At 61.7% G+C, this 13,219-nt stretch carries 15 protein-coding genes; 6 read left to right on the top strand and 9 right to left on the bottom strand.

Features of this window, described 5'->3' with window-relative positions; all coding sequences use genetic code 11:
• The first annotated feature begins 95 nt into the window (after positions 1-95).
• Entirely contained in the window at positions 96-554 is a 459-nt protein-coding gene (locus UB31_RS15165; RefSeq protein ID WP_045003837.1) for a nucleoside deaminase, read from the top strand.
• Here the strand turns inward: UB31_RS15165 and UB31_RS15160 are convergent.
• Positions 551-1,456: an alpha/beta fold hydrolase gene (locus UB31_RS15160; RefSeq protein ID WP_045011394.1), complete on the bottom strand. Its 906-nt coding sequence runs from the start codon at positions 1,454-1,456 to the stop codon at positions 551-553. The genes UB31_RS15165 and UB31_RS15160 overlap by 4 nt on opposite strands.
• A gap of 169 nt (positions 1,457-1,625) precedes the next feature.
• Positions 1,626-2,909 (bottom strand): phosphoribosylamine--glycine ligase, encoded by a 1,284-nt coding sequence (purD, locus tag UB31_RS15155; protein WP_045011393.1) that lies wholly within the window; start codon positions 2,907-2,909, stop codon positions 1,626-1,628.
• Positions 2,910-3,295: 386 nt separating this feature from the next.
• Here purD and UB31_RS39895 point away from each other — a divergent pair, with 386 nt between their 5' ends.
• From UB31_RS39895 to UB31_RS15140, 3 genes are all read left to right on the top strand, one after another.
• Entirely contained in the window at positions 3,296-4,174 is an 879-nt protein-coding gene (locus UB31_RS39895; protein ID WP_082078527.1) for a TIR domain-containing protein, read from the top strand.
• A 111-nt stretch (positions 4,175-4,285) separates the two neighbouring features.
• Positions 4,286-4,954 (top strand): hypothetical protein, encoded by a 669-nt coding sequence (locus tag UB31_RS15145; protein WP_045011392.1) that lies wholly within the window; start codon positions 4,286-4,288, stop codon positions 4,952-4,954.
• Positions 4,955-5,423: 469 nt separating this feature from the next.
• A complete protein-coding gene (locus UB31_RS15140; protein WP_045011391.1) occupies positions 5,424-5,909 on the top strand; it encodes a hypothetical protein in 486 nt (161 codons plus the stop codon).
• A gap of 183 nt (positions 5,910-6,092) precedes the next feature.
• Here the strand turns inward: UB31_RS15140 and UB31_RS15135 are convergent, their stop codons facing one another.
• The 4 genes from UB31_RS15135 to UB31_RS15120 form a co-directional block, all read right to left on the bottom strand.
• Positions 6,093-6,992 carry a hypothetical protein gene (locus UB31_RS15135; RefSeq protein WP_045011390.1) on the bottom strand — a complete coding sequence of 300 codons (900 nt, stop codon included), beginning with the start codon at positions 6,990-6,992 and terminating at the stop codon, positions 6,093-6,095.
• 246 nt (positions 6,993-7,238) lie between these two features.
• Positions 7,239-7,538, bottom strand: a complete 300-nt coding sequence (locus tag UB31_RS15130; RefSeq protein WP_045011389.1) for a winged helix-turn-helix domain-containing protein — start codon at positions 7,536-7,538, stop codon at positions 7,239-7,241.
• Between the two features lie 2 nt (positions 7,539-7,540).
• The gene (locus UB31_RS15125) at positions 7,541-8,095 is read right to left on the bottom strand and encodes a hypothetical protein (RefSeq protein WP_045011388.1); all 555 of its coding nucleotides are present in this window, start codon (positions 8,093-8,095) and stop codon (positions 7,541-7,543) included.
• Entirely contained in the window at positions 8,092-9,102 is a 1,011-nt protein-coding gene (locus UB31_RS15120; RefSeq protein WP_045011387.1) for an alpha/beta hydrolase, read from the bottom strand. The genes UB31_RS15125 and UB31_RS15120 overlap by 4 nt, the downstream gene beginning before the upstream one ends.
• A gap of 137 nt (positions 9,103-9,239) precedes the next feature.
• Between UB31_RS15120 and xseA the strand changes: the two genes are divergently transcribed.
• A complete protein-coding gene (xseA, locus tag UB31_RS15115; protein WP_045011443.1) occupies positions 9,240-10,862 on the top strand; it encodes an exodeoxyribonuclease VII large subunit in 1,623 nt (540 codons plus the stop codon).
• Between the two features lie 242 nt (positions 10,863-11,104).
• Here xseA and UB31_RS42175 read toward each other — a convergent pair whose 3' ends face one another.
• Both UB31_RS42175 and UB31_RS15110 read right to left on the bottom strand, forming a co-directional pair.
• Positions 11,105-11,254, bottom strand: coding sequence for a hypothetical protein (locus UB31_RS42175; protein WP_197087274.1), 150 nt, complete (start codon positions 11,252-11,254; stop codon positions 11,105-11,107).
• A 267-nt stretch (positions 11,255-11,521) separates the two neighbouring features.
• Positions 11,522-12,352 (bottom strand): dienelactone hydrolase family protein, encoded by an 831-nt coding sequence (locus UB31_RS15110; protein WP_045011386.1) that lies wholly within the window; start codon positions 12,350-12,352, stop codon positions 11,522-11,524.
• Positions 12,353-12,518: 166 nt separating this feature from the next.
• On the opposite strand from UB31_RS15110, the gene UB31_RS15105 reads away from it, so the two are divergent.
• Positions 12,519-12,746 (top strand): DUF2093 domain-containing protein, encoded by a 228-nt coding sequence (locus UB31_RS15105; RefSeq protein WP_045011385.1) that lies wholly within the window; start codon positions 12,519-12,521, stop codon positions 12,744-12,746.
• Between the two features lie 10 nt (positions 12,747-12,756).
• On the opposite strand, the gene UB31_RS15100 is transcribed toward UB31_RS15105, so the two are convergent.
• Positions 12,757-13,071, bottom strand: coding sequence for a hypothetical protein (locus tag UB31_RS15100; protein WP_045011384.1), 315 nt, complete (start codon positions 13,069-13,071; stop codon positions 12,757-12,759).
• Positions 13,072-13,219 lie beyond the last annotated feature (148 nt).

Below are 13,219 nucleotides of genomic sequence, written 5' to 3'. Positions count from 1 at the left end.
CAGAAAGCATTGTGCGCGCTCGTTTCGAGCCGCATGCTCAGGCAAATTCGGTAAGCACTTCTGCTGAAGGCGCAGCTACTAGCAGGTTTCTGGCGATGATACGAGGCTTGAAAGCCCCCTCTTTCATGGATTTGGCGCTCAAAACGGCCGAAAATGCCGGAAAGGCGGGCGAAGTTCCGATCGGATGCGTGGTGGTCCGCAATTACGAAGTGATCGCCACCGCCGCCAACCGGACGCTGACCGATTACGACCCCACGGCCCATGCCGAGATCATTGCGCTGCGCGAGGCGGCCAGGAAAATCGGCAGCGAGCGCTTGGTCGACTGCGACCTCTACGTGACGCTGGAGCCCTGCACCATGTGTGCGGGCGCGATCTCCTTTGCAAGGGTCAGGCGGCTCTATTACGGCGCCGCCGACCCCAAGGGCGGCGCCGTGGAGTCCGGCGTGCGGTTCTTCACCTCGCCGACCTGCCATCACGTCCCGGACGTCTATTCCGGCGTCGGCGAAAGCGAGGCGGCACGGCTGCTCAAGGACTTCTTTCGGGAGCGGCGTTAACCTTCCGAGAAGAACGCGCGCAGCGCCTTCGCGGTAACGTCCGGATTCTCCTCGGTGAGGAAGTGGCCGGAATCGACCGGCTGTCCCTCGACATTCGTGGCCCATTGCTTCCAGATGTCGAGCGGCGTCGCGGCGGCCTGGGCAATGCCGACGCCACCCCACAGCGCCAGCATCGGAATGGTGATCTTCTTGCCGGCCTCGAAATCGGCCTTGTCGAGGTCGTAATCGAAATAGGCGCCGGCGCGGTAGTCTTCGCACATCGCATGCACGCGGGCGGGATCGCGGAACGGGGCGATGTAGTGCTCGAGCGCGCGCTTGTCGATGGCGTCCAGCGTCTTCGACTTGGTCTGGCTCGCCATCTTGAAGCGCAGGAAGAATTCGCCTTGGCCCGAGATCAGCGTCTCCGGCAGTGGCGCGGGTTGGGCGAGAAAAGTCCAATGATAGATCTTCAGCGCGTAAGCGCGGTTCATCCGCTCCCAGTAATTATAGGTCGGCAGGATATCGAGCACGGCGAGCCGCGACAGCCGGCCGGGATGATCGAGCGCGAGCCGATAGGAGACGCGGCCGCCGCGGTCGTGGCCGGCGAGCGCGAAGTGCACGTGACCGAGTTGCTCCATCGCTTCCACCATGGCCTTCGCCATCGCGCGCTTGCTGTAGGGGATATGCAGCGCGTCGCTGTCGGGCATGTCGGACCAGCCATAGCCCGGCAGGTCGGCGATGATCAGCGTGAACTTGTCGGCGAGCTGCGGCGCCACGCGATGCCACATCACATGCGTCTCGGAGAAGCCGTGCAGCAGCAGCAACGGCGGCCCCTTGCCGCCGACACGCGCGAAGATGCGGCCGAACGAGGTGTTGATCCATTCGGAGGCGAAGCCGGGATAGAGGTCGGCGAGATCGGACATTGGGTTCCATCAGCTCCGAACAAAAACGTCGAAAACAACCCCATGCACAGTAGCACGGCGGTCCCGGCAAGGGGCGCTAACCCCAACGGCCGATTGCGCAATTTTGGAATGTCGGTGTGGCGGAGCGATGACGCGCGACGGCATTGCGCGCGCAGCGCAAAAACCGCTGTCAGCTCTTGGCCTTCTCGGCTTCCACCGCCTGCCAGCCGATGTCGCGACGGCAGAAGCCGTCCGGCCAGTTGATGCGGTCGACGGCCTGGTAGGCGCGCGCCTGCGCCTCGGTCACGGTCGCCCCCAGCGCGCAGACATTGAGCACGCGGCCGCCATTGGCGAGGATCGCGCCATCCTTCGCTATCGTGCCGGCGTGGAAGACCTCGACGGTCTCGACCCCAGCGGCGTCATCGAGCCCCTCGATGCGCGTGCCCTTCTGGTAGTCGCCGGGATAGCCCTTCGCCGCCATCACCACCGTGAGTGCGGATTCCGGATACCAGCGCAGATCGAAGTTCTTCAATTGCCCGTCGCAGGAGGCGAGGAACGCCGGCACGATGTCCGACATCATGCGCAGCATCAGCACCTGGCACTCGGGATCGCCGAAGCGGACGTTGAACTCGAACAGCTTCGGGCCCTGCGTGGTCAGCATGATGCCGGCGTAGAGGATGCCGCGGAACGGCGTGCCGCGCTGCTTCATGCCGGCCACCGTCGGCTGGATGATCTTCGCCATGATCGCGTCGTGGATCGCCGGCGTCACCAAAGGCGTCGGCGAATAGGCGCCCATGCCGCCGGTGTTCGGGCCGACGTCATGGTCGAACACGCGCTTGTGGTCCTGCGCGGAGGCGAGCGGTATAGCGGTCTCGCCGTCGCACAGCGCGAAGAAACTGATCTCGCGGCCCGGCAGAAATTCCTCGATGACGACTTCAGTGCCGGCCTCGCCAAAGGCGCCCTCGAACATCATGGCGATGGCATCCTCGGCCTCGCGCACGGTCTTGGCGACGACGACGCCCTTGCCGGCGGCGAGGCCGTCGGCCTTCACGACGATCGGCGCGCCCTGGCTCTGGACGTAAGCCCGTGCGTCATTGGCGTTGGTGAAGCGCTTGTAGGCGCCGGTCGGAATGCCGAATTCAGTGCACAGCGCCTTGGTAAAACCCTTGGAGCTTTCGAGCTGGGCGGGGATCTTGTTCGGCCCGAACGCCTTGATGCCCGCGGCGGTGAGATCATCAACGATACCGGCCGCCAGCGGCGTCTCCGGGCCGACCACGACCAGCTCGACCGCGTTGGTCTTGCAGAAGGCGATCACCGCGGCATGGTCGGCGACATCGAGCGCCACGCATTCGGCCTCTCGCGCGATGCCAACATTGCCCGGCGCGCACCACAATTTCGTCACCAGGGGAGAGGCTGCGATTTTCCACGCGAGGGCATGTTCGCGGCCGCCGGAACCGAGGAGGAGAATGTGCATCGAGGGCTCGAAATGAGGGGTTTGATTGGGGCGGAGGTCGCACGAATCGGCGCGGGTCTCAAGGGGGATAGCCCGAACTCCCCTGTCATTCCCGGTACGCGGACCTCTGTCCAGCTGCGGCGACTTTGGACCAGCCTACAAGCGAAGCTGCGCCGGCCGTCTGGTCCGTCTAGAATGAAGGATGCACATCCTCGCCTGACAGGCCCGGATGACTTCCGCATCTATTAAGACGGCCGAGAAATCGGGTGCATCCGGCATCCTTTAGCAGGGGCCTCAGTTGTGGCCCTGTGAATAACCGGCACACGGATCCCACCCTCGTATTGCTACTCTGCATTGTGCAATCATCTGGGTTCGTGATTCGCGACGGTTAATCCGAGGTAGGCGGCATGCGAGTATTTATTAGCTGGTCAGGAGAACTAAGCCGACAACTCGGCGAAGCTATTAGAGGTTGGCTTCCGAGCACGCTTCAGCATGTCAAACCGTATTTCACGCCCAACGACATAGACAAAGGTGCAAAATGGGCCTCCGAAATTTTTAAAGAACTTTCCGCATCAGCGGTGTGCGTAATCGTTCTGACCCGCGAAAATCTTAGCAGCAGTTGGATCATGTTTGAGGCGGGTGCGATCTCCTCGACCATCGAAAATAGCCGCGTCTGCCCGATCATATTCAATATTGAGCCAACTGACCTTCAAGGTCCACTGGCGCAATTTCAAGTCACGCGATTTGTAAAGGCGGACATCCGGAAGCTGTTTAACACAATCAACTTGCTGGCTGCCGAGAACAAACTCGACGATGCTGTTGCGGACACTGTATTCGAGAAGTGGTGGCCTGACTTAGAATCTTCCATAAGAAACATTCTTGAGGGTCACACGGCAAAGAAAGACACGAAGAAAATTCGATCAGACCGAGAGTTGATCGAAGAAATTCTGCTTTTGATCAGAGCATCTGAAAAAGATAAGGCTCCGCCCTCGACTCCACCGCACCCTTATGAACGAACAATTACTGCGACGATAATGACAGCCTTGAAAGAGATCGTTGAGGAAGATGATGGCGGCTTCATTACTCGAGATTTTTTACATACCAAGCTGCGAGAAATCGAGGCCCACGCTCATAAGCTAGGCGAGAGCAGAAGCCGCACCATTATTCTCGATGAGCTAAGTTCATTAGTGGAACGCACAAAACCTCGACCTCAACCAACGAAAGATAAGAAGAGGGTAGCGCCTTTAAAGAAGCCGGCTGACGATGATGATGACATTCCGTTCTGAGCAACAGACTTACGGTGAACTTTCGACAGCAACAGAAGGGAGCGGTTGCCCCCGTGCAACCTCAATATCAAGTTGCAGAATTCTCACGTTTGGCTTTGCAAGGTGTGACGAATGGCTTTGAGCAGGGGTGGTCGGCAAGGCTCGCACTTCAGCAGCACAATTGAAGAAGCCGACAAGCTCTCGTCCGAGTTGCCGAAGCTTAATGATGCCCCGGAACAATGGCTCTCGGCAAGCACCGTCTCATCGTTGCTTCGCCCATCACTCGGTTTCTCGCTGCCAACAACCCTGTGTAAACGGCTTCACGCCGGATTGATCCGCGCGCGCTGTAAGCAGTTTACGATATCGGACAAGCCATGGCGGACAGATGCGGTGATCCCAAAGGGCTTTTGGTGGGCAGAGGGCGAGGCTGCTCTCAAAAGCAATTGGGTGACAGGGGACTTTGAAACCTGGTTGGATCACGAGGTCCGTTTGGGGGCCTTTGGGGTCATGTTCCACCGTGACGACATTGAAACCCTGGTGCCGGCGGCGCCGATCCAAGCCGGCGCCAGTTCGGCACAAATCCAAAAAGGCGGCCGCCCATCGGCGGAGTTCTGGGACGATCTCTGGGTAGAGATGTGCCGGCAGGTGTTTGTGGGCGAATTGATCCCGAAACGGCAGGCTGACATTCAAAAAGCGATGCAGCAATGGTGCAGCGATCACGGCCATAGCGATGCCGCGAGCACCCTCAAACCTCGAGCCAGCAAGCTCTGGCACGCCGTTTTCGCAAAGCCCGAGATCTAGTGTCGACTCCGGCGCTCAATCGGTTGGAAACCCGGTTTTCGACCGTTCTCGCCCATTTCTGGCCGACATAGCCAGCCGACCGCGCCACTTTGCTGCCACTGCAACGGTGCGTTGCTGCGCTTTTCAATTTCGGGGAGCGGTTGACGCGTCCGAGGCCGCCAATCCGGCCGCGCGGTGCGATTGCGGCGGTCCCTGGTGTGATTACCAGGGGAGCCTCACGCCAAACACTGGAGGCATATATGAAACCGACTGAGTTTCTTCCCTTGCTGGCAGCCGTCAACAATGGCTGGGCCTTTGCGGCCGTCGTTGTTGGGCTTGGCGTTTGGCTCTATGTCAATAGACGCGGCACGCGGTAGGTGGCTCGCGCTAAGCCAAATGTCGTCATAGGAAAGCTACTCGCCATTGAATTGCTGAAAATTCACCGTACCTCTAGCGCTAGAATGCCTGACGCTCCTTAGGAGGATCGGACATGAGCCTAGTGAGCTATCTTGCCGATATTACCGAGCGCCGCGTGCAGGACGGCGCGCACATAATCTTTGATGACTATAACCACGTGGCAAAATACGACCACAAGCTCAGTCCACAGGGGCAGGAGCTCGTTGAGCTGGCCGAAGAGTGGGGAACGACACGACAGAAATTGATCGAGATGCGACAATGGATAAAGCGCATCACGAAAGCATGTGAGGAGCGACTCGCCCTTGAGAAGGTCGTCCTTTGCACCTTGAACGAAGCGAGGGATCAGGTACTTCGCAAGCAATACATGACGAAGGGTGAAGCTTCCAAGATCGCTCCCATGTGCGGAGGTGAAATTCTTGATCTCGAGGCCGCATACAATGGGCTGATGGTCAGAGGCCGTTACCTCCTTGTTTCAGAGTCGGCCGTGATCGAGGGGCTCAAAAAATATGCGCCAGACGATCTGTTAAACGGCCTCATTAAAGAGCGCACGAGCGCCTAGAGAAGAGAAACACGCAGCCGCTTGCCGCTTCTAGGCTGCGACCGTACCGTTGCTCGCAGCCTAGCTGCTTGCAGCTTGCGCGCGTTCTACTTCAAATTCTGCTGCCTCTACCGATCTCACGAAGCGCAGCATTGAAACGTTCGCACACAATCTAGCCGTCAAGTGCCGCGAAACTTCATCGCGCTATTCAGGATATTTTCGTGGCCACGGCTGTCCTGCGCCCCGCTTGAAATCTCGATCAGATAATTGACGCGTGACTTCTCCGGCCAGGTATTGTGCTCCCATGACCGTATGACCAACTTCCACGCGCTTGGGCTGATCCTTGGCATAGCGGTTACGAACATAGCGTGGTTGCGCCTCCGTAACTCTCCGCGCTCGTGCAGCATCGAACGTCGGCCACTTTGGTTCCAGGTCGTTGATGAGGCGGTCCATGTGGTGTCCATATTTATCCCTGATATCTTCTTCTCCCAACCCATTGGCGGCGGCCAAAGCCTTCAACGCGAGTTCTGTGGCAAGTAGTCCGCTTTGTACGGCTCCTCTGAAATCGTATCCGCCTGTGAGAATTGCGGCAGCGCCATGGAGATGCAAGCGGGACAGGTTGAGAAACCTCTCCACTAACTCCATCTGCGCGTATGGCGCGCGGAGTTCGCGAACGCCGTACTCTAAATCGAACAGGTCAGAAAATTGGTCGTGATACGCGTCGAAGGAGTCCGGCTCGCTGACCAAAATACGTTTCTGAATGTCAGTAAGCTCGACATGCTCCATAGGCGTTATTGCTGTCTGCCCGTAGATATGCGGAATTCCCACGCGCGCGAAAATGTCCCGGAACATGAACACGCCAATATGGCCGCCCACGACTAGATCATGTGCATCGTAGAGCCGTGCGAATTGCGCCCTGATGCGGTTCAGTATCGGCGGTGTATAGGCTCCAAATAAGCCGTAGCTCACGTATCCGAGTTGTTGCATCACAACCCTCGGCACGTTGAATTGACGCTGCCTTATATCTTCTCCCGCGGCGAATAGGCTTTCATCCGCTTTGACCACCAGCAACAGCAACGCGTCGTCTGATACGTCGTCACTCATTCTCTTCCTTCCCGGTGAAGGCTCAGCCACATGCACGGTTCGACGGCAATAGCGTGCATTAGGCTAAGTTCTCGAATCGCAGGATGCCTTACAGCGCATCATTCGCATGGCGCTGCCGTGAGACGTGTGGCAAAATAAAAACTCCTGCTACAAAGAGCCTAACGCGAACACAAACTCGCTAATCTCTTCAATGCCAATGTCATTGGTTCGTGGGACCTACGTAACTATACCGGTCTTGCCGATGGCCTAAACCTGTTTCCCCGCGATGATCTCCTGCAACGTCGCCACATGCCGCGCAAACGCGCCGCGGCCGGCAGCCGTGGCGGTGACCGTGGTCTGCGGCTTCTTGCCGACGAAGGCCTTGTCCACTGAGACATAGCCCGCCTTGGCCAGCGTCTCGATATGCGCGCCGAGATTGCCGTCGGTCGCGCCGGTCAGCTTCTTCAGCCTGGAAAAATCCAGACCAGCGGCCCCCGGCAGCGCGTTCAGCGCCGCCATGATCTTCAGCCGCAGCGGCTGGTGGATGATGTCGTCGAGCTCGGCCATTTCTAGCTCCGCCGCATCCAGAGGCCGCCGACGATCAGTCCGCCGCCGTTGACGACCGCCATCCAGGGCAGGAAGGTGTCGCCGGTGACGAAGAAATAGCCGATCAGCGTCAGCGCGGTGATCGCAAGCGAGATGACGACGAAGGCAGTGCCGAACCACAGACCTGCCAGCGCATAGAACAGCATGAAATAGATGGTCCAGAACGCGCCCTGCTGGCGCGGCGTAAAATGGCCGAGGACGTGCGCGCAGAGGAAGCCGAAGGCGACGAACATCAGGAAGGCGAACAGCATCCGCATGTCGAAGCTGCGAACGCCGGTCGAGGCCTGGTTCGCCGAGCTGATCGCGAACGAGCCGGCGATGCCAAGGACGTAGACCGCGAGCCAGTAGTAATAGGCTTCACGGGGCCAGAGCCAGGTCGCGATGTTGGCGGCGAACACCAGCACGCCCCACATGATCATCATCTGGCTGGCGAGATCGTAGATGCGCGACTGCCGCACGCGCTGGACGATGTCGTCGATATCGGCCAGCGCCGCGGACGCCTCCTTGCTGTCGATCATGACTGCCCGCTTCCACGCGTTGCCACGTCCTCGGCGATCGCATTGACCGCCTTCGGGTTGGTGACCATGCCCATGTGGTTGACGCCGTCGATGACCTTGACGTCGACGGAGGGTTTGATCGCCTGCACGGTCTCGGCATATTTGTCCGAGATCATCATCTCGTCCTCGGCACCGCCGAAGATCGTGAGCGGATGCGTCACCGAGGCGAGATCGAGGCGATAGCCGCGCGTGGCGAAGTTACGCATCAGGCGGTCGGAATAGGTCGGCACCAGAATCCGTTCCGAGTTCGGCGGCACCGCGAAGGCCAGCACCGGAAGCTGCGCGCAGCAGTCGATGCCGAGCTTGCGGAGTGCGGCGAGACCAAGGAAGCGCGGAATGTCGGCATTGGCCCAGCCGCCGGAATGCGGCTTGTTGGTCGGCGCGTCATAGCCGAGATAGGGCGCGACCAGCACGGTGCGCACGAACAGATCCTGCATGATCGGCGTGGCGGCGACGCGCAGCGAGAAGCCGGCTCCGGCGGAATGGCCGATCAAGGTGAGCGGCAGATCCGGCGCGCTCTTGCGGACATGGGCGACGAAGTCGACCAAATCGTCCTCGAGCTGACCAACATAGCCGATATCGCCGCGCGTGCCCGAGGCACCGTGGCCACGCGTGTCGAGCGCCCAGGTCTCGACGCCGTGCGCAGCGAGGGCCGCAGTCAGCGCGTGATTGACCGTGCCTGAGGAGCCGGAAGAGCCATGAATGAAGATCGCACCGCGACCAGTGTCCGCCCCCTTCGGCGCGTAGTGCCGGAAGCCGAGCCAGGTGCCATCGCGGGCCTGAAAGCGTTCCAGCGCCGGCATAGTCGACCAGTCGATACCCTTGGCGGAGTCCGAGACCGAACGCAGCTCTGCGGGCCGCTCCAGCGGCGTCGCGACCAGGGCAGTCAGCAGCAGCGCCACAGCGCCGACCGCGCACAGACCCCATTTCAGCAAGCTCAGAGCACCTCGCAGCAACTGCATCGCCATGGCCCAACTCCATCAAACCCAGGATCAATAGAGAACTCTATAATACAGAGTACTCTCTGGATCAATCCCCGGATTGGCGCCGCGCGGCGAAAATCCTTAACGTTGGGGCCGACCCCAAAATGCCGAATCGTGTGCCGATGCCGCCTGCGGAACCTCTGCCCAATACGCCCGAATTCACCGTTTCCGAGCTCTCGCAGTCCCTGAAGCGGACCGTGGAGGACACCTATGGCCACGTCCGGGTCCGCGGCGAGATTTCCGGGTTCCGCGGCGCCCATTCCTCCGGTCACTGCTATTTCGCGCTCAAGGACGAGAGCGCCAAGATTGAGGCGGTGATCTGGAAGGGCGTGCACGGGCGGATGCGCTTCAAGCCGCAGGAAGGGCTCGAGGTCATCGCCACCGGCAAGCTCACGACGTATCCGGGCTCCTCGAAGTACCAGATCGTGATCGAGGCGCTGGAGCCGGCCGGCATCGGCGCCCTGATGGCGCTGATGGAGGAGCGCAAGAAAAAGTTCGCCGCCGAGGGCCTGTTCGACGAGGCGCGCAAGCAGCTGCTGCCCTGGCTGCCCGAGGTGATCGGCGTGGTGACCTCGCCAACCGGCGCCGTGATCCGCGACATCCTGCATCGGCTGGAGGACCGCTTTCCCCGCCACGTGCTGGTGTGGCCGGTCAAGGTGCAGGGCGAAGGCTCGGCCGAGCAGGTCGCAGCCGCGATCCGCGGCTTCAACGCGCTGCCCGAGGGTGGCAAGATTCCGCGCCCCGACGTGCTGATCGTGGCGCGTGGCGGCGGCTCGCTGGAGGATCTCTGGTCGTTCAACGAGGAGATCGTGGTCCGCGCCGCGGCCGAGAGCATGATCCCGCTGATCTCGGCGGTGGGGCACGAGACCGATATCACGCTGATCGATTTCGTCGCCGACAAGCGCGCGCCGACGCCGACGGCGGCGGCCGAGATGGCGGTGCCGGTGCGCAGCGATCTGTTTGTCGAGGTCGCCGATCTCGGCCGCCGCAACCGCGCCTATTGGCAGCGTGCCCACGAAAGCCGTCGCAACGAGCTGCGCGCCGCCGCGCGCGCGCTGCCGGCCGCAGGCGATCTCCTGGCGATCCCGCGACAGCGGCTGGATACGGCCGGCGCGTCCCTGCCCCGCGGCCTCAAGGCCAACACGCATGCGCATTTCCGCAGGTTTACGGCCGCCGGCGCCAAGCTGACGCTGCGCGTGCTGCACGGGCAGATTTCGCAGGCTGATCACCGGCTCACTGTGTGCGGTGAGCGGCTCGGCCTGTCCGCGCGCTCGCTGTTGCGGCAGCGGCGCGACCGTTTTGCCGGACTCGAAGTTCGCTTACGGGCCTCAAAACTCTCCAATGCACAAGCGCAGCGCAACGCGATTGCCCGCCAGCGCGAGCGCACGCATCGTCTTGCCGACCGCGCGCAACGCGCGCTGGCGACGCTGATGCAACGGCTTGACGCCCGCGTCGAGGCCAGCGGCAAGCTGCTTTCAGCTCTGTCCTATCGCGGCGTGCTTGCGCGTGGTTTTGCGCTGGTGCGCGACGAGGCCGGCCACCCCCTGCATTCGGCGGACAGCGTTGGGCCGAACGCGCGGATCGCGATCGAGTTCGCCGACGGCCGCATCGGCGCAACGGCGGATGCGGATCGGCCCGAGCCGACCGCCAAGCGCGCGCCGTCGCAACCAAAGTCAGCCGCGCAGGATAGCAAGCCCGCACCGAAGCGCGTGGCCAAGCCGGTGGATCAGGGCAGTTTATTTTAGAGGCCGACGCGTTGCGCCACCCTCGCTGTCATTCCCCGCGCAGGCGGGGAATCCAGTACGCCGCGGCTTCTCGGTGGAACCACGGATGTCTCGGCGTACTGGATCGCCCGGTCAAGCCGGGCGATGACACCGGTTATGTGGATGCACGCAGTTGCGCTTTCCGCGCGTAGCCCGCATGAGCGCAGCGATATGCGGGAACAGTTGTCCCGGATATCGCTTCGCTCATCCGGGCTACAAGACTGTTACTGGCAGGACAAGCCCGCATCCATCGTGGTCCAGAAGCCGCAATGGTCCGGCGCGGGCTGTGGCGCGCCGGCTTGGGCTTCGAACAGGAAGATCGTGACGGTGAAGACGATCAGTGCGGCGGAGAAGAGGGCGAAGCGATTGCGCATGTCAGATGCGTTTAATCGACATCATGGTCGAACTATGGCGCCGACGCTTGCTGAAACCCGGTTGAGGCGCGATCCGTAGATTCCCGGTCGGCCATCATTGTCCGTGCAGGGCGGTGGTCGATGCGGGGCTGTCCGCCTCACATTGTTCCTCGGGCGGCCCCGCTTTGGAATCCGTAGCCCGGATGGAGCGCAGCGTAATCCGGGACGTCGCAACACGCGGCACGACCCCGGATTGCGCTTCGCTCCATCCGGGCTACGAGACGACAACTACCGCGCCAACCACTCCGCGACCTGCTTCTGCGAATCCGCGCGCGCGTCCGCATCGGTGCCGAGATGGCCGTGCTCGGGTGCGGCGGCATCGCTGCTGCCGGCAGCGGCGTGCAGCGGCGTGTTGGCACGGTCGAAATCATGATAGGCGCCGGGATAGACCACGATGCGCGTGAGCGCGCTGCGGCCGAGCGCGCCGTCCACCATCTGGCGGCAAGCCGGCGGCGACGAGACGTCGTCCTTGCCGCCGATCAGCACCAGCGTCGGCACCCGCGCGCTCCAGCCGAGGCCGGCGGAAATGCGGCAGTCCGGATAGAAGGCAATGGCCGCGCGAAAATCCGGAGCTCCATCGCGCGCGGCATTCTGCGGGCGCACCGCCCAGAGCAGCGCGCTTGCACCATTGGCCCAGCCCATCAGGCTGACGCGGTCGCGCGCGACCCAGGACTGCTTCATCAGCCAGGCGCGCGCTGCCACGACGTCGGCGACACGCTCGCGTCGCGCCTTGACATGCCCTTCCTTGACGCGGCATTGCGAGCCGAGCTCGCGCGAGCCGTAGCTGTCGGGCAGCAGCACAGCGTTGCCCGCCTTCAGCAGATCTTCGGCCCAGTCGCTATAGCGCGACAGCACCGGATCGGCATGGCCGCCGAGCCCACCGCAACCATGCAGCGCAACCACAGTCGGAAACGGTCCTTCGCCTTCCGGCTTGTAGAGCTGCGCATGCAGGATTCCGGCCGCCAGGGGAATGTCGACCTGCTGCGGCGCAGGCACCGAGGCCGCGCGCGCGGCCGACATCAGGAGCGTCAGGAACAAAGCGGTCAGTCGAAGGCGCATCGGACGATCCTTCGCCGCAGCACTATCATGCGAAAACAGCGGTAAAACATCACAAATCGGTGGGTTTGACGGGCGGACAAGGCATCCTATTTATGGTAGATCGAATTCACCACATCATGCCCTCCAGGGTTTTCCACGGAGAGGCTTTCCACGGAGACGATCGACCGTGCTGAACAAGTTCGGGCCCTCGGGCAACGGCGAAGCGCAGGTGCAATATCTCGACGGCGATTTCCGCGTGATCTCACCGGGGACCTTCGTGCGCTGCGCGATATCAGACACGCGGATCCCGCTCGACGAGCTGAAATACTGGAGCGTGGACCTGCAAGAGGCCTACGCCACGCCCACCGCCGTGCTGCAGCGGCATTTCCCCGGCGCGCCGAAGCCGCAGTCGTAAGGCCGCGCGCCTATTGTTGCTCGGGTTCATCCCCGCCCACACAGCTCTTGATGAGAGTCTTCCTGGGCTCGCCGACGACCTTCTGATCAATCGCCTGCCTCAAGCAATCGAGCCGGCCCTGCGCCATGCAGAGCTGCATCTGGTCGCGCTTGTCCTGCCCCTTAAGGCTTGCCGTCGTCGCCAGGCACGTGACGCGCTTGGTGGCGGGAACCGGTACCGTGCCCGTTGGATTTGCGGGCGCGGCTGGAGGCGACGTTTGTGCAAACACCGGCGCAATGATCAGACACACAAGGCTGGCGGCAACGGCCGCAGACGGCAGTTTCATCGAATTCTCCTGATCGTTTGAGATCGATAGGCGTCTTGCGATGAATGCCGCGTGAATGAAGGATGCGTAGGGTGGGCAAAGCGCAGCGTGCCCACCATTTCAACTTTCGATTCGGGCAGCATTGATGGTGGGCACGCTTCGCTTTGCC

This window comes from Bradyrhizobium sp. LTSP849 (assembly GCF_000938255.1).
Classification (GTDB): Bacteria; Pseudomonadota; Alphaproteobacteria; order Rhizobiales; family Xanthobacteraceae; genus Bradyrhizobium.
The sequence above is the reverse complement of the archived record's forward strand: the minus strand, read 5'-3'. Positions and strand labels throughout refer to the sequence as shown.

Bases quoted from the DNA above. Each gene is read 5' to 3' on its own strand.
- UB31_RS15145 (WP_045011392.1), top strand. From the start codon at position 4,286: ATGGCTTTGAGCAGGGGTGGTCGGCAAGGCTCGCACTTCAGCAGCACA.
- UB31_RS15100 (WP_045011384.1), bottom strand. From the start codon at position 13,071: ATGAAACTGCCGTCTGCGGCCGTTGCCGCCAGCCTTGTGTGTCTGATC.
- xseA (WP_045011443.1), top strand. From the start codon at position 9,240: ATGCCGCCTGCGGAACCTCTGCCCAATACGCCCGAATTCACCGTTTCC.
- UB31_RS15125 (WP_045011388.1), bottom strand. From the start codon at position 8,095: ATGATCGACAGCAAGGAGGCGTCCGCGGCGCTGGCCGATATCGACGAC.
- UB31_RS15140 (WP_045011391.1), top strand. From the start codon at position 5,424: ATGAGCCTAGTGAGCTATCTTGCCGATATTACCGAGCGCCGCGTGCAG.
- UB31_RS15110 (WP_045011386.1), bottom strand. From the start codon at position 12,352: ATGCGCCTTCGACTGACCGCTTTGTTCCTGACGCTCCTGATGTCGGCC.
- UB31_RS42175 (WP_197087274.1), bottom strand. From the start codon at position 11,254: ATGCGCAATCGCTTCGCCCTCTTCTCCGCCGCACTGATCGTCTTCACC.
- purD (WP_045011393.1), bottom strand. From the start codon at position 2,909: ATGCACATTCTCCTCCTCGGTTCCGGCGGCCGCGAACATGCCCTCGCG.
- UB31_RS15120 (WP_045011387.1), bottom strand. From the start codon at position 9,102: ATGGCGATGCAGTTGCTGCGAGGTGCTCTGAGCTTGCTGAAATGGGGT.
- UB31_RS39895 (WP_082078527.1), top strand. From the start codon at position 3,296: ATGCGAGTATTTATTAGCTGGTCAGGAGAACTAAGCCGACAACTCGGC.
- UB31_RS15135 (WP_045011390.1), bottom strand. From the start codon at position 6,992: ATGAGTGACGACGTATCAGACGACGCGTTGCTGTTGCTGGTGGTCAAA.
- UB31_RS15130 (WP_045011389.1), bottom strand. From the start codon at position 7,538: ATGGCCGAGCTCGACGACATCATCCACCAGCCGCTGCGGCTGAAGATC.
- UB31_RS15165 (WP_045003837.1), top strand. From the start codon at position 96: ATGATACGAGGCTTGAAAGCCCCCTCTTTCATGGATTTGGCGCTCAAA.
- UB31_RS15160 (WP_045011394.1), bottom strand. From the start codon at position 1,456: ATGTCCGATCTCGCCGACCTCTATCCCGGCTTCGCCTCCGAATGGATC.